The organism is Histidinibacterium lentulum, assembly GCF_003789055.1.
Lineage (GTDB): Bacteria > Pseudomonadota > Alphaproteobacteria > Rhodobacterales > Rhodobacteraceae > Oceanicola > Oceanicola lentulus.
Window position 1 is genome coordinate 149390 of the sequence record NZ_ML119088.1, and the last position, 21413, is coordinate 170802.

At 69.1% G+C, this 21413-nt stretch carries 22 protein-coding genes; 14 read left to right on the top strand and 8 right to left on the bottom strand.

What is annotated here, in order from left to right:
- The first annotated feature begins 198 nt into the window (after positions 1-198).
- Entirely contained in the window at positions 199-1086 is an 888-nt protein-coding gene (locus EAT49_RS15630; RefSeq protein ID WP_123643227.1) for a GntR family transcriptional regulator, read from the top strand.
- A gap of 23 nt (positions 1087-1109) precedes the next feature.
- On the opposite strand, the gene EAT49_RS15635 is transcribed toward EAT49_RS15630, so the two are convergent.
- Both EAT49_RS15635 and EAT49_RS15640 read right to left on the bottom strand, forming a co-directional pair.
- Positions 1110-1517, bottom strand: a complete 408-nt coding sequence (locus EAT49_RS15635) for a cupin domain-containing protein (protein ID WP_123643228.1) — start codon at positions 1515-1517, stop codon at positions 1110-1112.
- Between the two features lie 9 nt (positions 1518-1526).
- Positions 1527-2900 (bottom strand): NAD-dependent succinate-semialdehyde dehydrogenase, encoded by a 1374-nt coding sequence (locus tag EAT49_RS15640; protein ID WP_123643229.1) that lies wholly within the window; start codon positions 2898-2900, stop codon positions 1527-1529.
- Between the two features lie 204 nt (positions 2901-3104).
- On the opposite strand from EAT49_RS15640, the gene EAT49_RS15645 reads away from it, so the two are divergent.
- The 9 genes from EAT49_RS15645 (at position 3105) to pcaD (ending at position 12089) form a co-directional block, all read left to right on the top strand.
- Entirely contained in the window at positions 3105-4448 is a 1344-nt protein-coding gene (locus tag EAT49_RS15645; protein WP_123643230.1) for an ABC transporter substrate-binding protein, read from the top strand.
- Positions 4449-4588: 140 nt separating this feature from the next.
- Positions 4589-5506: a carbohydrate ABC transporter permease gene (locus EAT49_RS15650; RefSeq protein WP_123643231.1), complete on the top strand. Its 918-nt coding sequence runs from the start codon at positions 4589-4591 to the stop codon at positions 5504-5506.
- A 2-nt stretch (positions 5507-5508) separates the two neighbouring features.
- On the top strand, positions 5509-6414 hold the full coding sequence (locus EAT49_RS15655) for a carbohydrate ABC transporter permease (protein WP_185020779.1): 906 nt from the start codon (positions 5509-5511) through the stop codon (positions 6412-6414).
- A 103-nt stretch (positions 6415-6517) separates the two neighbouring features.
- The gene (locus tag EAT49_RS15660) at positions 6518-7699 is read left to right on the top strand and encodes an ABC transporter ATP-binding protein (RefSeq protein WP_123643233.1); all 1182 of its coding nucleotides are present in this window, start codon (positions 6518-6520) and stop codon (positions 7697-7699) included.
- A 100-nt stretch (positions 7700-7799) separates the two neighbouring features.
- Complete coding sequence (locus tag EAT49_RS15665; RefSeq protein WP_123643234.1) at positions 7800-8273, top strand: hypothetical protein; 474 nt, start codon at positions 7800-7802, stop codon at positions 8271-8273.
- A gap of 47 nt (positions 8274-8320) precedes the next feature.
- Positions 8321-9268 carry an amidohydrolase family protein gene (locus EAT49_RS15670; protein ID WP_123643235.1) on the top strand — a complete coding sequence of 316 codons (948 nt, stop codon included), beginning with the start codon at positions 8321-8323 and terminating at the stop codon, positions 9266-9268.
- Positions 9269-9327: 59 nt separating this feature from the next.
- The gene (locus EAT49_RS15675) at positions 9328-10167 is read left to right on the top strand and encodes a sugar phosphate isomerase/epimerase family protein (protein WP_185020780.1); all 840 of its coding nucleotides are present in this window, start codon (positions 9328-9330) and stop codon (positions 10165-10167) included.
- A gap of 49 nt (positions 10168-10216) precedes the next feature.
- On the top strand, positions 10217-11230 hold the full coding sequence (locus EAT49_RS15680; RefSeq protein WP_123643237.1) for a Kelch repeat-containing protein: 1014 nt from the start codon (positions 10217-10219) through the stop codon (positions 11228-11230).
- A 61-nt stretch (positions 11231-11291) separates the two neighbouring features.
- Complete coding sequence (gene pcaD / locus EAT49_RS15685) at positions 11292-12089, top strand: 3-oxoadipate enol-lactonase (RefSeq protein ID WP_123643238.1); 798 nt, start codon at positions 11292-11294, stop codon at positions 12087-12089.
- Between the two features lie 60 nt (positions 12090-12149).
- Here the strand turns inward: pcaD and EAT49_RS15690 are convergent, their stop codons facing one another.
- The 3 genes from EAT49_RS15690 to EAT49_RS15700 all read right to left on the bottom strand — a co-directional run bounded on the left by EAT49_RS15690 (position 12150) and on the right by EAT49_RS15700 (position 14905).
- The gene (locus EAT49_RS15690; RefSeq protein ID WP_246003879.1) at positions 12150-12917 is read right to left on the bottom strand and encodes a hypothetical protein; all 768 of its coding nucleotides are present in this window, start codon (positions 12915-12917) and stop codon (positions 12150-12152) included.
- Positions 12917-14377 carry a metal-dependent hydrolase family protein gene (locus tag EAT49_RS15695; protein ID WP_123643239.1) on the bottom strand — a complete coding sequence of 487 codons (1461 nt, stop codon included), beginning with the start codon at positions 14375-14377 and terminating at the stop codon, positions 12917-12919. Before EAT49_RS15695 ends, EAT49_RS15690 begins: the two co-directional genes overlap by 1 nt.
- A 198-nt stretch (positions 14378-14575) precedes the next feature.
- On the bottom strand, positions 14576-14905 hold the full coding sequence (locus EAT49_RS15700; protein ID WP_246003880.1) for a DUF6476 family protein: 330 nt from the start codon (positions 14903-14905) through the stop codon (positions 14576-14578).
- Between EAT49_RS15700 and EAT49_RS15705 the strand changes: the two genes are divergently transcribed.
- The 4 genes from EAT49_RS15705 (at position 14905) to EAT49_RS15720 (ending at position 18481) form a co-directional block, all read left to right on the top strand.
- Positions 14905-15933 carry an RluA family pseudouridine synthase gene (locus EAT49_RS15705; protein ID WP_123643240.1) on the top strand — a complete coding sequence of 343 codons (1029 nt, stop codon included), beginning with the start codon at positions 14905-14907 and terminating at the stop codon, positions 15931-15933. The genes EAT49_RS15700 and EAT49_RS15705 overlap by 1 nt on opposite strands.
- 177 nt (positions 15934-16110) lie before the next feature.
- Positions 16111-17007 (top strand): RNA polymerase sigma factor RpoH, encoded by an 897-nt coding sequence (gene rpoH / locus EAT49_RS15710; RefSeq protein ID WP_123643241.1) that lies wholly within the window; start codon positions 16111-16113, stop codon positions 17005-17007.
- A gap of 183 nt (positions 17008-17190) precedes the next feature.
- Positions 17191-18162: a Gfo/Idh/MocA family protein gene (locus EAT49_RS15715; protein WP_123643242.1), complete on the top strand. Its 972-nt coding sequence runs from the start codon at positions 17191-17193 to the stop codon at positions 18160-18162.
- Between the two features lie 10 nt (positions 18163-18172).
- The gene (locus tag EAT49_RS15720; RefSeq protein ID WP_123643243.1) at positions 18173-18481 is read left to right on the top strand and encodes a DUF4389 domain-containing protein; all 309 of its coding nucleotides are present in this window, start codon (positions 18173-18175) and stop codon (positions 18479-18481) included.
- A gap of 3 nt (positions 18482-18484) precedes the next feature.
- Here the strand turns inward: EAT49_RS15720 and EAT49_RS15725 are convergent, their stop codons facing one another.
- From EAT49_RS15725 to EAT49_RS15735, 3 genes are read right to left on the bottom strand one after another with little or no spacing between them, the layout of a single operon-like run.
- Positions 18485-20302 carry a M3 family oligoendopeptidase gene (locus EAT49_RS15725; protein WP_123643244.1) on the bottom strand — a complete coding sequence of 606 codons (1818 nt, stop codon included), beginning with the start codon at positions 20300-20302 and terminating at the stop codon, positions 18485-18487.
- Positions 20303-20309: 7 nt separating this feature from the next.
- A complete protein-coding gene (locus EAT49_RS15730) occupies positions 20310-20951 on the bottom strand; it encodes an SDR family NAD(P)-dependent oxidoreductase (RefSeq protein WP_185020781.1) in 642 nt (213 codons plus the stop codon).
- Entirely contained in the window at positions 20948-21370 is a 423-nt protein-coding gene (locus EAT49_RS15735; protein ID WP_123643245.1) for a DUF1178 family protein, read from the bottom strand. Before EAT49_RS15735 ends, EAT49_RS15730 begins: the two co-directional genes overlap by 4 nt.
- Between the last annotated feature and the right edge of the window lie 43 nt (positions 21371-21413).

A 21413-nucleotide genomic window follows, 5' to 3' on the forward strand; every position in this document is an offset into this window, starting at 1 on the left:
CGGCGCGGCGCGCGGCCCGTGGCAGTCATTCGCGGCGATCGGGCATCGTCACTAGTTGTCTTTGGACGTCCAGCCTTCTAAGGCCCCGTCCGACCCGGTATGATCGCGCTGGGTCCGGTGACGCCTCGCGAGGCGCGCGGACGCCGGTCCGCATCCGTGGCCCGGCGCCCCGGGCGCGAGACGACGAAAGGATGACGAGTGCTAGACCTGCCCCAGTTGCGCGAGGGCGCGCCGACCCCCCTCTGGCTTCAGCTCAAACACGCGCTGCGCGACCACATCACCTTCCATCTCTCGCCCGGCGCGCGCATACCGTCCGAGACGGAGCTCTGCCGTCACTACGGGCTGGCGCGGATGACGGTGCGCCAGGCGATCACGGCGCTGGTCAACGAGGGCCTCGTGGGCCGGCAGCAGGGGCGCGGCAGCTTCGTGCTTCCGACCCGGCTCGCGATTCCGCCGAGCACGGGCGCGCATTTCCTCGACGACGGCTTCGAGGCGGGCGACGACCTGAAGGTGCAGGTTGTCGATACCGCCCTCGCGGTGCCCCCGCGCTGGATCAGCACGCGGCTGGGCCTCGCCGAGGAGGAGCGCGCCCACAAGGTCCGCGTGACCCTGTCGCGGCAGGCGGACGTGCTGGCCTCGCGGACGCTCTACGTCCCCGAACACGTCGCGCCGAGCCTGCAGGAGGCCGAACTGACCGAGCCGATCCATCGCATCCTGGAGGATCGCTTCGGGCTCGAGCTGGCCACGGCCGAGGAGACGATGCGGATGATCCATGCCGACCAGCTCCGGGCGACGACGCTCCGGATCGCGCCGGAAACGCCGCTGATCCTGCTTGAGCGGATGGTCTTCGTCGAGACCGGCGAGCCGGTGGAATACGCGCGGACCTATTACCGGGCCGAGCATTACCGCTTCGAGCACAAGCTGGCCCGACCGGCCGGCGACGATGCCGCGGAGGTCGCCGCCAACGGGCGCCGGCACCATGTGGGCGCTCCCGATGCCGCCGGCGGAGCGGACCCTGACCCCGAGCTGTCGGGGGAGGCGGGAGACGGGACGCACGGGGCCGCGTCGGCGCGCCGGAGGGCCTGAGGCGGCCCGCCGGCGCCGGCAGGTCAGAGCCGTTTCGCCGTCGCGTGCTCCTCGTCGATGCTCTGCTCGACGCCGGTCTCCACCATGGTGCGCGTGGCGTTCACATCGGCGTAGATCCAGAAGATCCGCATCGGACCGTCGCTCTCGTTCAGGAAGCGGTGGGGCACGTTCTTCGGAATCCAGGTGGTGTCGCCCGCCTTCAGCGCGTGGCGCACGCCGTCGATCTCGGCGATGGCCTCGCCCTCGAGGATCATCACGCTTTCCTCGCAATTGTGGAAATGCACGCCGATCTTCGCGCCGGGGTCGAAGGCGGTGATGCCGTTGATCACGCTGGTCGAGCCGCATTTGCGCGTCACCAGCGGGATGGTGCGGGCGCCGTTGCCGCGGTCGTTCACGGGCAGTTCGTCCGGTCTCAGGATGGCTGGTTCCATAGGTCCTCCTCAGGCCCGCGCGGGGCCGATCCAGATGGTCTTGATATTGGTGAATTCGCGGATGCCGTACGAGCCGAGTTCGCGCCCGTAGCCGGATTTCTTGATCCCGCCGAAGGGCAGGCGCGGGTCCGAGGCGACCATGCCGTTGATGAAGACGGCTCCGGCCTCGATCCGGCGCGCCAGCGCCCGCGCCCGGCCGATGTCCGCGGTCCAGATCGCGCAGCCGAGCCCGAAGTCGGAGTCGTTGGCCAGCGCGACGGCGTGCTCCGCGTCCCGGGCGCGGATGATCGAGGCCACCGGCCCGAAGAGCTCCTCCCGGAAGGCGACATGCCCCGGCTCTACCCCGTCGAGCAGCGTGGGCGCATAGTAGCAGCCCGGTCCCTCGAGCGGCGCGGCCCCGGTCACCGCGCGGGCGCCGCCCTCGATCGAGCGCCGCACCTGGTCGTGCAGATCGTCGCGCAGGTTCGCCCGCGCCATCGGGCCGATCTGCGTGTCGGGGTCCATCGGATCGCCGATCCTCAGCGCCGCGATGCCCTCGCGGAACAGCGCCGCGAAACGGTCCGCGACGCTCTCCTCCACGATGAACCGCTTGGCGTTGACGCAGGACTGGCCCACGTTGATGAAGCGCGCCCGGACCGCCGTCTCCGCGGCGGCCTCGAGGTCGGCGTCGGCGAGGACGATGAAGGCGTCGGACCCGCCCAGTTCCAGCACCTGCTTCTTGAGTGCGGCGCCGGCCTGGCTCGCGACGATGGCGCCCACCTCGGTCGATCCGGTCAGGGTCACCGCGGCGATCCGGTCGTCCGCGATGAGCGCGCCCACGTCGCCGCCCCGGATGTAGAGATTGCGCAGAAGCCCGGCGCGCGCGCCCGCCCGCGCGACGAGGGCCTCGATCTCGGCGGCGCAGCCCGGGACGTTGGAGGCGTGTTTCAGGATGATCCCGTTGCCGGCGGCCAGCGCCGGCGCGGCGAAGCGGAAGACCTGCCAGAACGGATAGTTCCAGGGCATCACCGCGAGCACCACGCCCAGCGGGTCGAACACGACGCCCGATTCGGTCGCGTTCGACCCGATGCTCTCGTCGGCGAGAAAGCGCGGCGCGGCCTCGGCGTAGAAATCGCAGGTGACGGCGCATTTCTCGATCTCGCCCGCGGCCTCGGCGACAGGTTTGCCCATCTCCTCGGTGATCAGCCGGGCGAAGCGGTCGCGGCCCGCGCGAAGTTCGGCGGCCACGGCCCGCAGGAGCGCCATGCGATCGCCTATCGGAACCCGGGCCCAGTCCGCCTGCGCGGCCGCCGCCCCTGCCAGCGCGGCTTCGATCTCCTCGGGGCCGTGCAGGGCATACTCGGCGATCACCGTCCCCGTCGCCGGGTTCATGGATCGGATCACGGTCTCTCTCCCTCGCCTGCGCGGGCCCGCTGACCTGGGTCGCCGAATCGCGGGGATGCCCGCGATCTGACCACTTCCGGCAGGTCATGCCCACATTTGTGGCTTGCTTTGTATCGGGCAACATTTAAGATGTCTATAGATGTATAGGTGCTTGGAGGAGGCCTCTACGTCGCGGAAAAGCTTTTGTTTTCAGGGAGGAAAACGATGCTGTCTCAGATACCGATGACTGATTCAGGGGTCGGCCGCCGGTCTGGCCGCTTGCGGGCGCGGACCGCCCTGCCGCTCGTCGCCGCGCTGTCCGCGACGACCTTCGCGGCCGCCCCCGCGATGGCGCAGGAGGACCAGGACGTGACCGAACTGTCGGTCTGGTTCGCCCGCGAATACACCGTCCCGTCGCGCGCGCAGCTCGAGGCCTTCGAGGCCGAGACCGGCATCACCCTCACCGTCGACGTGCAGCCGAACGACAACCTCTTCTCGCAGCTGATCCGGATGCGGGACGCGGGTCTCCAGCTTCCCGACGTGGTGCATCTCGACGGCTTCCTCGGCCCGGTGGTGGCCACCGCCGGAGTTGTCGTGCCGATCCAGGACATCGTCGACGCCTGGGCGGCCGACGATCCCGAGGGCTTCGCCGAGATCTACGACTCGACCTGGTCCGACGGGACCTGGGAGGGCGAACTCTACGGAATGGCCAACACCGCCTCCATGGAAGAGGTCTATTTCCGCTCCGACTGGCTGGCGGAGGTCGGTGTCACCGGCGCGCCCGCGACCTGGGACGAGGTGCTCGACTTCGCCCGCGCCACCAAGGAAGCGCGCCCCGACGCGGTGGCCTTCGGCTGGTGGGCGCAGCGCGGCAACGGCGCCAATGCCATGTACTCGATGATGGCGGCGATGGGCGTGCCCTTCGACGGATCGGTGCCGGACCTGCAGAGCGAGGCCGGTCTCTACATGATCGACTTCCTGCAGACCCTCGCGCGTGAAGAGCTGGTCAGCTCGGACGTCACCGCCTGGAACGACGACAACATGCGCGGGGGCTATGTCGCCTCGAACATCGGGATGATGCTCGATTCGGCGCCCACCTCGGGCGATCTTGCCGATGCCGGGCTCGTGGCCGGCGAGAACTTCCGCATCGTGCCCATGCCCACCAGCCGGACAGGAGAGTCCGAGGACGGGGTTCTCGTGTCGCCCGCGCGGACCTTCTTCGTGACCGCGGGCGCGGTCGAGCGCGGTGCCAAGGACGAGGCGGGGCTCGTGCTGCGCTTCCTGATGGACCCGGAGGTCGCTCTCGAGGTGATGCTGGCGGGGACCGACCCGCACCGGACCGACGCCGTGCTGGGCGATCCCGAGGCCGTGGCGCAGTGGATGCCGGTCTGGGAAGAGGCCAATATCGAGGCCTTCCGCAACCAGGGCAGCTTCCCGGTGGACCTCGATTTCCCCTCCGCCGAGGACGTCGTCGAACGGTTCAACGAGTTCGTCATGTCGAACCCGGAGATGGACCCCGCGGCCATCGCCGAGGAGTGGCAGGCCAATTTCGAGGCCATCCGCGACTGACGCCCCCCGCCCGAGCGCGATTGCCTCCTGCGGGGGGGCAATCGACGGGCCGCGCCGCGCCCGGCGTCCTGCCGCGCGGCGTGGTCCCCGCGACCCTCGCGGCGCCCCCCAGGACATGACGACAGGAAGGACAAGGACAGATGGCGGAGGGCAATCCGACCCCCGATGCGGCCACGGCGACACGGATCGTCGGCTGGCAGCATCCGCTGATCGCCTACATCAGCTCGGCTCCGGCGATGATCATCGTCGCCGTGTTCCTCGCATTCCCGGTGCTTTACGCGGCCTGGCAGAGCCTCTTCGCGATCACGCCCCTGTCGCGCGAGACGCCCTTCGTGGGCTTCGGCAACTACATCGCGGTGTTCAACGACCCGGCCTTCTGGTCGTCGCTCGGACGGACGGCGATCTTCGTGGCCGGGACCATCGCGCTGGGCCTCACGCTCAGCATCATCTTCGCCTTCGCGCTCAACCGGATCGTGTCGGGTTTGCGGTTCATCCGCGGCCTTGCGATCCTGCCCTACATCGTCTCGAGCGTCGCCGCCGCGCTGATGTTCCGGACGCTGTTCAACAGCGATTTCGGCTTTCCCAACCAGGTGCTGGAGTTCCTCGGCTTCGAGGGCATCGCCTGGCTGTCGAACGGGTTCTACGCGATGATCGTGGTGATCCTCGCGCAGGTCTGGACCGATCTGCCGCTGGCGCTGCTCTTCATCCTCGGCGGCCTTCAGACCATCGACAAGCAGCTCACCGAGGCCGCGCTGGTCGATGGCGCCACCGGCCTGCGGAGCGCGATCCACATTTCCCTGCCGCTGATCGTGCCGCAGATCACGCTGGCGACCGTCTGGTTCAGCTTCAAGGCCGTGACCTCCCTCGGGACGGTGCTGGCGCTGACCGGCGGCGGACCGGGCGACTCGACCCAGCTTCTGACCCTCGAGATGGTCCGGCTGGGGTTCGACGAATACGACACGGGCACGGCGATGGCGCTGGTGATCATCATCTTCCTGCTCAACGCGGGCCTGACCCTCTTCTACCTGTCGCTCCAGCGCAAGTTCGGGATGAAATGACCATGGCCGTCACCCAGGATCACGGGCCCGCCGCCGCCGCCGCGCGCCCCGCCATGCCCCGCACGCGCCGCCGCCGGTCGCTTCTGGGAGGGCCGCTGCGCCGGGCCGCGATCTGGCTGCCGCTGGCCGCCCTCGTCGTCTGGACCCTCGGGCCGTTCCTCATCTCCGTGTCGGTCTCGTTCAAGGCGCCGGCCCAGGTCTTCGCGGACCCCGGCCTCATTCCCGACGAGCCGACCCTCGACGCCTACAAGCGGGTGATCGACCGGCCCGGCTTCCGGTCCGCGCTCTGGAACAGCGTGGTGATCGGTTTCGGCAGCCTGATCCTGACCCTGCTGATCGGCGTGCCCGCGGCCTATGCCTTTGCCCGGTTCCGGTTCCGCGGCCGGCACCTGATGCTCCTCTTCGCGCTTCTGCCGATGCTGGTGCCGAAGGTGGGGCTGATGTTTCCGCTGTTCCTCGTGGCGGTCGAGCTGAAGGCCTTCGATTCGCGCCTCTTCCTGATCCTCGTCTTCACCGGGATGCTGCTGCCGCTGGCGGTCTGGCTGCTGATCGGCTTCTTCCAGGCGATCCCGCGGGAGCTCGAGGAGGCGGCGGCCGTGGACGGGGCCTCGCAGCTCAGGATGCTCTTCCATGTGGTCCTGCCGCTGTCGATCCCGGCGCTGCTGACGGTGGCCGTCCTCGCGTTCCGGGAGGCGTGGAACGAGTTCGAGCTGGTGCTGGCGCTGACCCAGACCTCCGCCTCGCGGACGCTGCCCTACGAGCTCTACCTCATGCAGAGCGCCACGGGCATCGCCGACTACCCGCTGCAGAACGCCTTCGCGCTCCTGACCATCCTCCCGCTGATCCTCGTGTACCTGCGCATCGAGCGGTACGTCGCCGAGGGCCTCCTGAGCGGCGCGGTGAAATAGGCCGCGCCGATGATCCCCCACATCAAACAGACATCCGCCCGGAGTGCACCGATGCAAGTCCCCAGCCACAGCCGCCCGAATGCCCGGAAGCCCGGAGTGCGTCATGGGTGAAGTGACCTTCCACAACGTGATGAAGACCTACGGCGCGGGCACCGTCGCGGTGAACAACCTCAACCTGAAGATCGAGGAAGGCGAGTTCATCGTCCTCGTCGGCCCCTCGGGCTGCGGCAAGTCCACCTCCCTGCGCATGGTGGCGGGCCTCGAGGAGATCTCCTCCGGCGAGATCGCGATCAACGGCGAGGTGGTCAACGACCTCTCCCCGCGGGAGCGGGACATCGCCATGGTGTTCCAGTCCTATGCGCTCTATCCGCACATGACGGTGGAGCAGAACATGGGCTTTCCGCTCCGCATGGCGAAGCTGCCCGCGTCGGAGAAGAGCCAGCGCGTCAGCCGCGCCGCCGACATTCTCGACATCACCAACCTTCTCGGCCGCTATCCGCGCGAGCTGTCGGGCGGCCAGCGCCAGCGCGTCGCCATGGGCCGCGCCATCGTGCGCTCGCCCCGGGTCTTCCTGATGGACGAGCCGCTCTCGAACCTCGACGCCAAGCTCCGGGTGCAGATGCGCGGCGAGATCGCCCATCTTCAGCGGGAGCTGAAGACGACGACGATCTACGTCACCCACGACCAGGTCGAGGCGATGACCCTCGGCGATCGCGTCGCGGTCATGTACGACGGCGTCCTGCAGCAGCTCGCGGCCCCCACCGACCTCTACGCCTCGCCCGAGACCGTCTTCGTCGCGGGCTTCATCGGCTCGCCGCCGATGAACCTCTGCGAGGCGCGGATCGAGCAGGGGGCCCACGGTCTCGAGGTGCGTTTCGGGGACATGAGCCTGACCATCGACCCGGCCTGCCTGCGGAAGTATCCGGGGGTGGAGCAGAGCGTGGGGAAGGACGTGGTGCTCGGCACGCGGCCGGAATGCTTCTTCCCGGCCGATGCCGAGACGCCCGAGGGCCAGCGCATCCGCGCGAAGGTCGATCTGGTGGAACTCCTCGGCGCGGAGGTCCTCGTCTACCTCGAATCCGACGCGAAGACGGTCACCGCGAAATCCATCGCCAATCCCGCGGCAGGGGACCCGCAGATCCGGTCCCGCAACGGGCGGTCGACCTCCACCGTGGCACGGATCACGCCGCGCAGCCCGCCGCGGCCCGGCGAGGTGGTGGACCTGCGCTACGAGACCGACTCCCTGCATTTCTTCGACCTCAGGACCGGCCACGCCCTGCGCTGACGGACCAGGAGGGGCCGCCCCGCGCGACGGCCGCGCCCCTCCCGCGATCACGGGCGGCCCCGCGCCGGGACCGCCGCAACCCAAGGAAGGAGGACAGATCATGTCCAGACGTGAAGAAGTACTCGACATGGCCGTCCACGCCCTCACGGCGCTGATGAACCGCGACAGGCAGGCCGAGGCGACGGATCTCTTCGACGAGGCCGTGACGATCGGCGAGAAGCTCGTCGACAAGGTCGAGGAGACCGTGGCCGCGGGCGGCACGCCGCCGCGCGACGAGATGGTGGACATGGGCATCCATGCCCTCTCGGCGCTTCTCAACGGCCGCCAGCCCGCGAACGTGGATGCGGTGCTCGACGAGAGCATGGCGGCGGCGAAGGCCATCGTCGCGCGGGTGGATGCCGAACTGGGCGAGGGGGCGGACGACGACGCGCGCGAGGAGCTGCTCGACGTGGCCGTCCATGTGCAGACCGCGCTGCTGAACGCCCGCCCGCAGATGCCCGCCGAGGAGCTGAGCGACCGCTGCGTGAGCGTCGCCAAGGCCTTGCTGGCGCGGATCGACGCCGGCCCGGCCTGACCCGGGACGCGGTCGGGAGAGGCACAGGACACCAGCGAGGGAGCGCCATGAGGATCATCGCGATCGAGGAGCATTTCTGGAGCCGCGACTTCGCGGAGGCCTTCGCGGGCCCCCGCGCCGAACGCTCGCCCGAGCTGATGCGCCGGCTCGAGGACGTGGCGGAGCTGCGGCTCGGCGACATGGACGCGGCGGGCATCGACCTGCAGGTGATCTCCCACGCGCCGCCGGGTGGCCAGCGGCTGAAGCCCGAGACAGCCGTCTCCGCCTGCCGTTCCGTGAACGACGCGCTCGCCGCCATCGTGACCACGGCGCCCGACCGCTTCGCCGGCTTCGCCACGCTGCCGCAGATCCGGCCCGAGCAGGCCGCGGACGAGTTGCAGCGCTGCGTGGAGGAGCTGGGGTTCTGCGGCGGGATGGTCTTCGGCATCACCGACGGGCGGTTTCTCGACGAGCCGGTCTTCTGGCCGATCCACGAGCGGGCGGCCCGGCTCGGCGTGCCGCTCTACCTGCATCCGTCGATGCCGCATCCCCAGGTGCGCGATCTCTACTACGGCACCTATGCCGAGTCCCATCCCGCCCTGACGGGAGCGGCCTGGGGCTTCGGCGTCGAGACGGGGACGCTGGGCATCCGCATGGTCCTGAGCGGGGTCTTCGAGGCCTATCCGGACCTTCAGGTGATCCTCGGCCATCTGGGCGAAGGCATCACCTTCCAGCTTGCGCGGATCGACGAGGCGCTGTCCCGGCCCGGAAACCGGCCCTCGGATTTCGCCGCCACCTTTCGCCGCAACGTGCACCTGACGACGAGCGGCTTCTTCTCCGACTCCGCCCTGAGGCTCTGCCTCGATGAGATGGGCGCCGACCGCATCCTCTTCGCCGTCGACTGGCCCTTCGTCTCCAACACCGAGGGGACGGACTGGATCCGCGCCTTTCCGACCGATCCGGACACACGGGCGAGGATCCTGTCGGGCAATGCCGAACGCCTTCTGGGGCTCTGACACCGACCGGGAGAGGGATGCGACATGACTTTGACACTTCCGATGATGGGACCGACACGATGACCGAGAGATTTGGGCGGCTCGCGCTGCACACCTGGACGATCGACACCACGCCGCTCGGCGAGGCGCTCGAGGCGATCAAGTCGGCCGGCTACGACGCGGCGGAGCTGCGCCGGACCGATTTCAAGCGCTGCTACGAGGCCGGCCTGTCGAACGACGAGGTGCTCGAGATGATCCGGGCCAGCGGGGTCAGGGTCGCCGTGCTCGGGGTCGAATACGGCTTCCTCTTCGCCACCGGCGCCGAGAGCAAGCGCATCTTCGAGGATCTTCACGTCTCCTGCCGGAATGCCGTGGCGCTGGGCTGCCCGCAGCTGATGTCCGCCCCCGGCCCCTTTACCGGCTCGCTGAAGGATGCCGTGGGCCACCTGCGGACGGCAGCGGACATCGTGGCGGACTACGGGCTGAAGCTGTCGATCGAGTTCAATTCCCAGCACGCCAACCTCAACTCGGTGGAGACCCAGCGCGAGCTCGTGACCGCGGCCGGAAAGCCGAACGTGGGCCTGCTGCTCGACGCCTATCACCTCGCCCGGAGCGGCCGGCCGGGGCGGACCTTCGAGGATGTCCCGGGCGAGGACATCATGCATTTCCAGTATTCCGATCTCTCTCCGAATCCCGTGACCGGGGTCAAGCGGCCCACCGACCGGCTCATGCCCGGCAAGGGCGTGATCCTGTGGACGGAGGTTTTCCAGCTCCTGCGCGAGAAGGGCTATACCGGCCATCTCAGCTTCGAGGCGCCGAACCCCGCGCAATGGGAGCGTCCCCCCGCAGAGGTCTGCCGCGAGGGCGTGGAGCTGACCGAAGACCTGCTGCGCGCCGCCGTCCCCGATCCCGCGTCCTGACCGGCGCGGGTGCCAACCCGATCCATTCCAGAAAGGAAGGCCAGACACCATGACCGCACCCCTCTTCCAGGGCCTCTTCGACAAGAGCATCACCGACATCCCCGCCGCCGCCGACAAGCAGCGCTACATGACCAGCGTGGCCCCCGCGGCGAAGAACCAGGGCCGCTGGATCGAACAGCCGCGCCTGCCGCATCCGGTGGGCGAGATGGGCGTGACCGAATGCCAGGGCCGCATCCACGTCTTCGGCGGCTATTCGAACCGCCGCGTCGACGGGAACTACCACCAGGTCTTCGATCCCGCCTCCGGCGAATGGAGCCTGAAGGCGGAGTTCCCGCACCGCTGCAACCACAATTCCGCCGCCGCCATCGGCGGGCGGATCTACAGCTTCGGCGGCTTCGTCGAGCAGAACCGCTGCCCGCATTCGAAATGCTTCGTCTACGACACGGCCAGCGACACCTGGGAGTCCATCGCGCCGATCTCCCGACCGCGCGGCGCGATCTTCGCCATCGTCCTGAACGACAGGATCCACCTCCTCGGCGGCCGCGACGTGCGGTCCGTCGAATGGCACGAGGTCTACGACCCCGAGACCGACAGCTACACCGATCTCGGCCCGATGATGGGCTCGACCAAGACCCAGCCCTACGCGGGCCAGCGCGACCACATGGGCGTCGTCGTGGTGGACGGGAAGATCCACGCCATCGGCGGGCGGATGGACAGCTACGACTTCAACACCGGCCTGCACGGCGTCTATGACCCGCAATCCGACAGCTGGTCCTTCCGCGCGCCCCTGCCGGTGCCCCGCAGCGGGCCGTCGGCCGCCTATGTCAACGGCCGGATCGTTGTGTTCGGCGGCGAGGCCACCGGCAAGGTCTTCGGCACCAACGAGGCCTACGACCCCGAGACGGACAGCTGGGAGGCGCTGGCGCCCATGCCCGTGCCGCGCCACGGCCTGCACGGCGCCACCGTCGCGGTGATCGGCGACATGGTCCACGTCCCCGGCGGCGGTCCCGTCCCCGGCGGCAGCGTCCAGGGCGCCTATCACGACGCCTTCACCCTGGCCTGACCTGCCGGCCCGGCGCACCGCGCCGGGCCGCGCGCCCCTCCCGCCCCCAAAGGAGACCGCCATGACCACGACCCGTGTCGCGCTGCCGGACGGCGTGTCGCTCGCCACCCGCCTCGACGGGCCCGAGGACGCGCCCGTCATCATCCTGTCGAACTCGCTCGGCGCGAACCTCGCCATGTGGGACGGCCAGATCGACCTCCTGACCCGCAAGTACCGCGTCCTGCGCTACGACCAGCGCGGCCACGGCGGCAGCGACGCGCCGCCCGGCGCCTACGGCTTCGACATGCTCGTGGCCGACGTGGTGGCGCTGATGGATCACCACGGCATCGAGCGGGCCGATTTCATGGGCCTCTCCATGGGCGCCATGACCGGCATGGGCCTCGCCCTCGCCCATCCGGACCGGTTCGGCCGCATGGTGCTTGCCGACGCGAAATCCGTGGCCACCGACGCCTACAAGGCGATGTGGGACGGCCGGATCGAGACGATCCGCACCGAGGGCATCGGCAAGGTCGCGGAGGCCTCGCTCGGCCTGTGGTTCACCGAGGACTTCCGCGCCGCCCATCCCGATGCCACAGAGGCGGCCCGCCGGATGATCGCCGCCACCGATCCCGATGGCTACATCTCGAGCTGCCACGCCCTGCGGGAGCTCGACTATCTGAAGGATCTCCCCCGGATCGCCCTGCCGGTGCTCTATCTCTGCGGCGGCGAGGACAAGGGCGCGCCGCCCGACGAGATGCGGCACATGGCCGAGGTCACGCCGGGCGCGCGCTATGTGGAGATCCCCGCAGCGGGCCATGTCTCGAACATCAACCGGCCCGAGGCCTTCAACGCGGCGGTGGCGGAGTTCCTGGGCCTCTGACCGGCTTTGCAGCGCCCAGCCGCCCGGCCTGCAAGAAGTGCCCGACCCCCGGACCTCGGCTCAGAACCGCCAGGTCGCGCCGATGAGGGGGCCGCTCAGGTAGCCCTCGAACCGGGTCCCGCCGTCGCGGTAGTCGAGATAGAGATGCCGCCAGCCCGCGGAGAGATAGAGGTTGTCGGTGGCCTGGTAGTTCGCGGTGACGACGCCTTGCCAGGTGCTCTCCGATCCGACGCCGAAGCCGCCGACATCGGCATAGCCGATCAGCGACCAGCGCGGGGCGACCTCGGTGTTGACGCGCAGCGCGAGGATCGGGTCGGTGAAGGTCACCTCGCGCTCGGCGCGGACACCGGCCAGCGGCACCTCCACGAGACCGTTCAGCCGCCAGTGACGGAACCCGCCCAGCAGATCGACCGTGGTTCCGGCGGCGGGCCGGAAGCGCTGGCCGGCGGCCAGCGTGACGGAGGTGATGTCCACCTCCCCCGCTGCCGGAACCCCGGGCGGCACCAGCCCGTCCCGCGAGGAGGCGCTGTAGGTGAAATCTCCCACCACCACGAAATCGCCCCGGCGCACGAGGCCGGTGGCGAAGAAGGCGCCGTCGAGATCCTCGAGAACCTCGCTCAGGGACTTGTCGAAGGAGAGGGTGGGCGCCCCGGTGAAGGGCGTGAGATCGCCGCCGACGCCTGCGCCCCAGCCATAGAGGGTGACCTGTCCGGACCAGTCGGACGCGCCGGTCTGGGCCTCGGCGGTCGCGGGCAGGCCGACCGTCCCGAAGGCGAGCAGCGCCACGGCGGCAAGGGACCGGGCGGGGGCGGGCAGGGTCATCGGCATCAGAGGGTCTCCTTGAAGACGCGCCCGTCCTTCATGACGAGCCTGAGGGTGGAGTCGGGATCGCCGAGGAAGGCGAGATCGGTTTCCGGATCGCCGTCCCAGACGAGGAGGTCGGCCAGGGCGCCTTCGGCGATCACCCCCAGCCGCCCGTCATAGGGCGCGCGGGGCCCCGAGAGCGCCAGCAGGTCGCCCGCGGCCCCGGTGGCCATGCGCAGCGCCTCCAGCGGCGACATGAAGCGCGCAAGTTTCGCAAGCTGGCGGCCCTGGCTGGACGACCCGCCGGGGTTCATCAGGATGTCGGTCCCGAAGGCCATGTTCACGCCCTCGGCCCGGCCTTCCTCGAAGGCGCGCACGGTGCCCTCGGCCACTTCGAGCTGCTTCGCGCGCTGGATCGGGTCGGTGCGGGGGTTGGCGTCCTCGTCGGCGAGGAAGGGCTGGATCGACCACCAGGCGCCTTCCTCGCGCATCATGCGGATCGTCTCGGTATCGGCGAGCTGGCCGTGCTCGATGGATTTGACGCCCGCGCGCAGCGACCGCCGGATGCCCTCGGGGGTGTAGACATGGGCGCAGACATAGGTGCCCCAGTCGGCGGCTGCGCGCACGGCGGCCTCCATCTCCTCCTCGAGGAACTGCGCCGTGTCGAGCGGATCGTAGAGCGACGACACCCCGCCGCCGGCCATGATCTTGATCTGACTCGCGCCCCTCATCAGCTGCTCGCGGGTGCGGCGCAGCACCTCGTCGCGCCCGTCCGCGATGGCGGCGACGCCGGTGCGCTCGGTGTAATCCGCGGGATCGGCGTCCATCCGGGGCAGGCTGCTCAGCAGCCGGAAGTCGCCGTGACCCGAGGTCTGGGAGATCATCGCGCCCGAAGGGAAGATGCGCGGACCGGCCACCACGCCGCGGTCCACGGCCATCTTGAGGCCGAACACGGGACCACCGGTGTCGCGCACGGTGGTGAAGCCGCGCATCAGCGTGGCGCCCGCCTCCTGGCCGGAGACCAGGTGGACGAAGGCGATGTCCTGGGTCAGCGCCACGATCTGGCTCACGCTCACGAGGGTCGCGTGCCAGTGGCAGTCGATCAGGCCCGGCGTGACCGCCCGGCCGCCGCAGTCGATCACCTCGGCCTCAGCCGGCCCGGTGCCCGCCGCGGGCAGGGCGGTGATGCGGCTGCCCTCGATCAGGATATCGCGCCCGGTCTGCATCGCGAGCGTCGTGCCGTCGAAATAGCGCAGGTTGGTCAGAAGCTTCGGCCGCCCCGGCGTCTGTGCCCGAAGCTCGGTCGGCGCAAGGCCGAAGCCCGCGAAAAGGCCCACGACAGCGGCGCTGCCGCCGAGGAACTCCCGCCGGGAGATATCCGCCTCGATCCGGGCCATGGCCCTCCGTGTCTCCGGTGCGCCGCAGAGACAGGGGTTGATGGCGTCGGCGCCGCTCTCGGCGCTCTGGCAGCAGGTGTAACACATCGTCTCGCCCCTCGAAGACCGACGCTGCGCGAACGACGGTATCACCTCCACTTGACAAAGAGGCTACGGCCCAGCCGACGTGGGGTCAATTCACGAAGCGCGACCCCCGAAGAGCGGGAAGGCAGCGGACGAAATCTCTGGGAAGTCAGGATATTTCCATGATATCAATATCTTGAAGGGGCGTTTCATCGTGAAACGTTACTCTGCGTCGATCTCGACGGTCTGGATCAGCGCCCCCGAGGCGCGCGAGAAGACGAAGATCCGGTCGTCCGACCCCACCACGGCGATCCAGTCCGCTCCTTGCGTGAAGGCCCGCGCCTCCACCCCCTCGGGCAGCGAAATCCGCTCTGGCAAGGGCAGCGGGTCCGCGCTAAGTCGCAGGACGAGGGCGGCGATCAGGATCGTGAAGCCCGCGATCATCACGACCGTCAGCACCGTGACGAGCCTCATCAGGAGGCGCAGGTGCGGCGGCAGCCTGGGATCGCCCTCTGCCTCGCGATCTTCGTCCGGAGAGTTCCCCGCCGCCAATGCCGCCCTCCGTCGTCACCTTCCGGATCGCCCCCGATCCCCCGCCGCGCCTTGATAAGGCGCTGGCCCGCGATGTGCCAGAGGAGGCCGCCCTCAGCCGCTCGCGCCTCGCCCGGATCATCCCCGAGGGCGCGGTGCGCGTGAACGGCGTGGTGGTGACCTCTCCCAAGGCCCGCGTGGGCGTCGGCGACGCCGTCGAGATCGCCCTCGATCTCGAGCAGGACAGCCACATGGGCGCCGAGGCGATCCCGCTCGACATCCGCTACGAGGACGACGAGATCATCGTGGTGATGAAACCCCCCGGCCTCGTCGTCCACCCCGCGCCCGGCACCCCCGACGGGACGCTGGTGAACGCCCTGATCCATCACTGCGGCACGAGCCTGTCCGGCGTCGGCGGAGAGCGGCGGCCCGGGATCGTGCACCGGCTCGACAAGGACACGTCGGGGCTGATGGTCGCCGCCAAGACCGACCGCGCCCACCACGCGCTGCAGGTCCAGTTCGAGGCCCGCGAGGTGGAGAGGCTCTACCGCGCGGTCTGCTTCGGCGTGCCGGACGCCGCCGATCCGCGTCTCGCCGGCATCCGCGGCACGAGCTTCGAGGCGGGCGGCGTGCTGAAGATCGACGCGCCGCTCGCCCGCCACCGCACCGACCGCCAGCGCCAGGCGGTGACCTGGTCCGGCGGCCGCCATGCCGTGACGCGGGTCCGCGTGATCGAGACCTTCGGCCACCCCGCCGCCGCCGCGCTCGTCGAATGCCGGCTGGAGACCGGGCGCACGCACCAGATCCGCGTCCACATGGCCCATGTCGGCCACGGCCTGATCGGCGATCCCGTCTACGGCGGCCGCCGACGCCTGTCCGCCCGGTCCGTGCCGGCGGAGGGCCGCGCGGCGGCGGAAGGCTTTCCCCGCCAGGCCCTCCATGCGGCCACGCTGGGGTTCCGGCACCCCGCCTCGGGCAAGTTCCTGCGCTTCTCCGCTGACCTGCCGCCCGATCTCCGGGCGCTTGTCGAGGCCCTGCGACCGGCGTGATACGCGCAGACGGAGTTGAAACGCCCCTCACATGTGCGAGAACGCACGGCAATCGGGTTGGAACTATTGCCTTGTTGAGGTCATCTTTTCTTAGGAGATGGCCGTTACGCAGGGTTGACCGCCGCTGTTACCGCCACCATATCCATGTTAAGCCCATATACATTGGGAGGGGCAGACATGTCGACTTACGCAAATCTTCCGGCGCCCTCGCCGGAGCAGGGCCTGAACCGGTACCTGCAGGAAATCCGACGGTTCCCGATGCTGGAGCCCGAAGAGGAATACATGCTGGCGAAACGCTGGGTGGAGGCCGAGGATACCGAGGCCGCCCACAAGCTGGTGACCAGCCACCTGCGGCTCGCCGCGAAGATCGCCATGGGCTATCGCGGCTACGGCCTGCCGCAGGCGGAGGTCATCTCCGAGGCGAACGTGGGCCTGATGCAGGCGGTGAAGCGGTTCGACCCGGAAAAGGGTTTCCGCCTCGCGACCTACGCCATGTGGTGGATCCGCGCCTCGATCCAGGAATACATCCTGCGGTCCTGGAGCCTGGTGAAGCTGGGGACCACCTCGGCGCAGAAGAAACTGTTCTTCAACCTGCGCAAGGCCAAGGCCCGGATCGGCGCGCTGGAAGAGGGCGACCTGCGGCCCGAGAACGTCGCGCGGATCGCCCATGACCTCGGCGTGACGGAGCAGGAGGTCGTGTCGATGAACCGGCGCCTGTCCGGCGGCGACGCCTCGCTCAACGCCCAGGTGGGCCGCGAGGACGACGGGACCGCCCAGTGGCAGGACTGGCTCGAGGACGAGGACGCGGACCAGGCCACCGCCTACGAGGAGCGCGACGAGCTCGAATCCCGGCGAGAGTTGCTGGCGGCGGCGATGGATGTGCTGAACGACCGCGAGCGGGATATCCTCGTCCAGCGCCGCCTCAAGGACGAGGTGGTGACACTGGAGGAGCTGTCGGCCCAGTACGACGTGAGCCGCGAGCGGATCCGCCAGATCGAGGTGCGGGCCTTCGAGAAGCTGCAGAAGCGGATGCAGGAACTGGCGCGCGAGAAGGGCATGCTGACCCCCGCCTGACGCGGTCGAGGTCGGTGACTTCGGGCCTCCGGCGGCGACATCATGCCGCCGGGGCGCAGCCGTCGGTGCCGATGGCGTGACGGACGGGCATCCCCGGCGGGATCAATGGATCGCAACCGACATGGAGAGGCCTTGCCATCCCGGCATGGGTCCGGTCTGGTGCCGCGCGGGAGGACCAGAGACATGACCGATCCGATCCGTTGGGGCGTCCTCGGCGCCGCGAATTTCGCGCGGAACCACATGGCGCCGGCGATCCACGCGGCGCGCGGTGCCGAGTTGTCCGCGCTCGCCACCTCGTCGGAGGACAAGGCGGCGCCGTTCCGGGAGTTCGCACCGGGCCTGAAGGTTCATGGCAGCTACGAGGCGCTTCTTGCGGATCCGGAGATCGACGCGGTCTATGTGCCGCTGCCGAACCATCTGCATTGCGAATGGGCGCTGAAGGCGCTGGAGGCGGGCAAGCATGTCCTCGTCGAGAAGCCGATGGGCCTGAAGGCCACGGACTTCGATCCGGTGATCGCGGCGCGGGACCGGACGGGCCTTCTGGCGGCCGAGGCCTTCATGATCGTGCACCACCCGCAGTTCCGGCGCGCGCGCGAGCTGGTGCAGGGCGGGGCGATCGGGCCGCTGGTGCAGGTCGACTGCGTGTTTTCCTTCATGAACCGCGACGGCGAGAACATCCGCAACCGGCCCGAAACGGGCGGCGGCGCCATGGGCGATATCGGCGTCTATGCGCTGGGCTCGGCGCGGTTCGTCACCGGCGCGGAGCCCGACGCGGTGGACCATGCCGATATCGTGCGCGAGAACGGGGTCGACGTGACAGCGCGGATCGCAGCGCGGTTCCCGGGCTTCATTTACTCGGGAACGGTGTCGATGCGGGCCTTTCCTCGGCAATACATCGCGTTTCACGGGGAGGACGGCGTGCTGACGCTCACCTGTCCGTTCAACGCGGGCGTCTTCGACCAGGCGGAGCTGCGGCTTGAGCGCGGGGCCGGGCGGGTCGAGGTCGAGAGATGGCCCGGCGTGAACCAGTATGTGCTGCAGGTGGAGGCATGCGGCCATTCCGTGCGCGACGGGGCGGCCTATCCCTGCCCGCTGGAGTTCAGCCGCGGCACCCAGACGATGATCGACATGGTCTTTGCCGCTGCCGAAGGGTAAATTGCCACCGATGGACAGGGACGACGATCAGAAGACCATGGGCCGGATCACCGGCGAGCAGGTCGAGCCGGAGGGGCGTGAGGGGCTGCTGATGCGGCTCGTCCACATGATCCTGATCGGGATCATGCTGTCCTTTGCCGGCACCGCGCTGACGATCATGGCTGTCATCCAGTTCGTGATCATGCTGATCAACCGCGGCGAGCCGAACGAGCGGCTTGCCGAGCTGGGCACGGATCTGGGGATCTGGATGGCCAAGGCCGCCCGCTACCAGACGGCGGCGAGCGACGTGAAGCCCTGGCCCTGGACGGAGCTCGACTGAGGCTCAGTCCTCCATCCGCTCCAGCTCGTCGATGAAGCCCTCGATCATGCCGAGGCCCTTGTCCCAGAACGCCGGATCGGCGGCATCAAGGCCGAAGGGGGCGAGAAGCTCCTTGTGGTGCATGGACCCGCCGGCGCGCAGCATGGCGAAATACTTGTCGTGGAAACCCTCGGGCGCATCGCGGTAGACCGCGTAGAGCGCGTTCACCAGCCCGTCGCCGAAGGCATAGGCATAGACGTAGAAGGGCGAGTGGACGAAGTGCGGGATATAGGACCAGAAGCTCTCGTAGCCCGGCGCGAAGTCGAAGACGGGGCCGAGGCTTTCGGCCTGAACGGACATCCAGAGGGCGTCTATGTCGTCGGGTGTCAGTTCGCCGGCGCGGCGGGCGTCGTGGAGCTTGCACTCGAAATCGTAGAAGGCGATCTGCCGGACCACGGTGTTGATCATGTCCTCCACCTTGCCGGCGAGGAGAACCTTGCGTTCCGTGGCCGAGGGGGCCTCCGACAGCAGTTTCTGGAAGGTCAGCATCTCGCCGAAGACCGAGGCAGTTTCCGCGAGCGTCAGGGGGGTCGAGGCGAGAAGCTCTCCCTGGCCGGCGGCGAGGACCTGGTGGACGCCGTGGCCAAGTTCATGGGCGAGGGTCATCACGTCGCGCGGTTTGCCGAGGTAGTTCAGCAGGACGTAAGGATGCGCCTCGGTCACCGTGGGATGGGCAAAGGCGCCGGGGGCCTTGCCCGGCTTCACCGCGGCGTCGATCCAGCCTTTCGAGAAGAAGGGCTCGGCGAGGTCGGCCATGCGGGGGTCGAAGGCCGAATAGGCGGTCATCACCGTGTCGCGTGCCTCGGGCCAGGCGATTGTGCGGTCGCTGTCCATGGGCAGGGGCGCGTTGCGGTCCCAGACCTGGAGTCGGTCGAGGCCGAGCCAGCGGGCCTTGAGCGCGTAATAGCGGTGGGAGAGGCGGGGGTAGGCGGCCACCACGGCGTTGCGCAGCGCCTCGACCACTTCGGGCTCGACGTGGTTGGCGAGGTGGCGGCCGGTCTGGGGCGTGGGCATTCCGCGCCAGCGGTCCTCGATCTCCTTTTCCTTGGCGAGCGTGTTGTGGACGCGGGCGAAGGTGCGCAGGTTGTCCTTGAAGACGCTTGAGAGGGCGTGGAAGCCTGCCTCGCGGCGGCTGCGGTCGGTATCCTGCAGGAGGTTGAGCGTGGCCTCGATGCCGAGATCCTCGCCGTCCACGGGGAAGGTGAGCCCGGCGATGGTCTCGTCGAAGAGCTTGTTCCAGGCGGAGGCGCCGACGGTGGACTGGTCGTGGAGGAACTTCTCCAGTTCGTCGGACAGCTGGTAGGGGCGTATGGCGCGCATCCGGTCGAAGACCGGCCGGTATCGGGCAAGATCCGCGTTCGCGGACCAGAGCGCCTCCACATGCTCGTCCGAGAGGCGGTTGAATTCGAGCGACCAGAACACGAGCGGCGTCGTGAAGGTGGTGATGCGGTCCTGGCAGTCGGAGAGGAACTTCGCCCGGTGCGCATCGGTCGTCTGCTGGTAGTAGCGCAGGCCCGCGTAGGACATCAGGCGGCCGGCCACCACGTCGATCTTCTCGTAGCGCAGCACGGCCTCGAGCATGGCGGCGGCGTCGAGCCCGGCGAGCTTGCCCTCGTAGTCGCGGGCGAAATCGGCGCAGGACGCCTCAAGCCAGTCGAGATCGCGTTTCACCTCGGGCGCGTCGGGCGCGGTGTAGAGATCGGTCAGGTCCCACTCGGGCAGGTCGCCGAGGTCGGGACCCTTCTGGTGGTTCTCGGTGTCGAAGACGGGCGTCGGAAACATGGTCACCTCAATAGGGGATGTCACGGCCGTCCCAGGTCTGGAAACAGCCGGTGGTCTGAAGGGTCAGCGCGTCGATGCGGTCGAGAAGGCCGCGCGCCGCCTCTTCGGGCGAGATGTCGGCGCCGGGTCCGCCCATTTCGGTACGGACCCAGCCCGGGTGATAGGCACCGACCGCGATCCCGCGGGGAGCGAGGTCGATGGCGAGGTTGTGCGCGAGATTTGCACTTGCGGCCTTCGAGGCGCGGTAGGCGTAGCTGCCGCCCGAACCCGACCGGGAGGAGCCCATGCGGGAGGACAGGATCGCCACCTTGCCACCTGCCGCCTCGAGCCGGGGGAGGGCGGCGGCGATGCAGAGGAACGTGCCGGTCACGTTGACGGCAAGGGTCTCCGCCCAGTCCTCTGCGGTGTAATCCTCGATGTCGTGACGCCTGTCGACGAAGACGCCCGCATTGCACACCAGCAGGTCGAGGGGCGCGTCGGTTGCGGTCAGGGTGGTCCGGACGGCTTCGGGATCGCGCAGGTCGAGGGGCAGCAGGCCGTCCCCGCCCGACGTGGAAGTCCCCGCCACCTCGATCCCGCGCGCCGCGAGGGCATGACGAAGCGCCGCGCCGATGCCACGGCTCGCGCCGGTGACCAGCGCGCGGGTCACTGGGTCGACCGGCGGGACAGGAAGGGCAGGGGGAGGACCGGGATGCCGTCCTCGAGAAGCTTCTTCGCCTCGCCCAGCCTTGCCTCGCCATGGATCTGGCGTCTGGGCAGTTCGCCTTCGTGCATCCGGCGGGCTTCGTCGGCGAAGCGGTCGCCGACGTAGGTGCTGTCCGTCTCGATCTTGCGCCGGAGTTCCGCCAGCGCCTGTTCCGCCGGGTTCGTCGGCTGGCTGAGGGGTCGGGCGGGCGTCCTGGCTTCGGGAGAGACGCTGGGGCTCATCAGGTCCTTCGCCACCTCGCCTCCGCCGCAGACCGAGCAGGCGACATGCCCCGCATCCGCGAGCCGGTCATAGGCCGAGGCGGACTGGAACCAGCTTTCGAAGCGGTGGCCTCGGGCGCATTTCAGGGCGTATCGGATCATCGGGGCCAGCGGTTTCGACTGTGGTCCGCCATAGTTAGCCGCT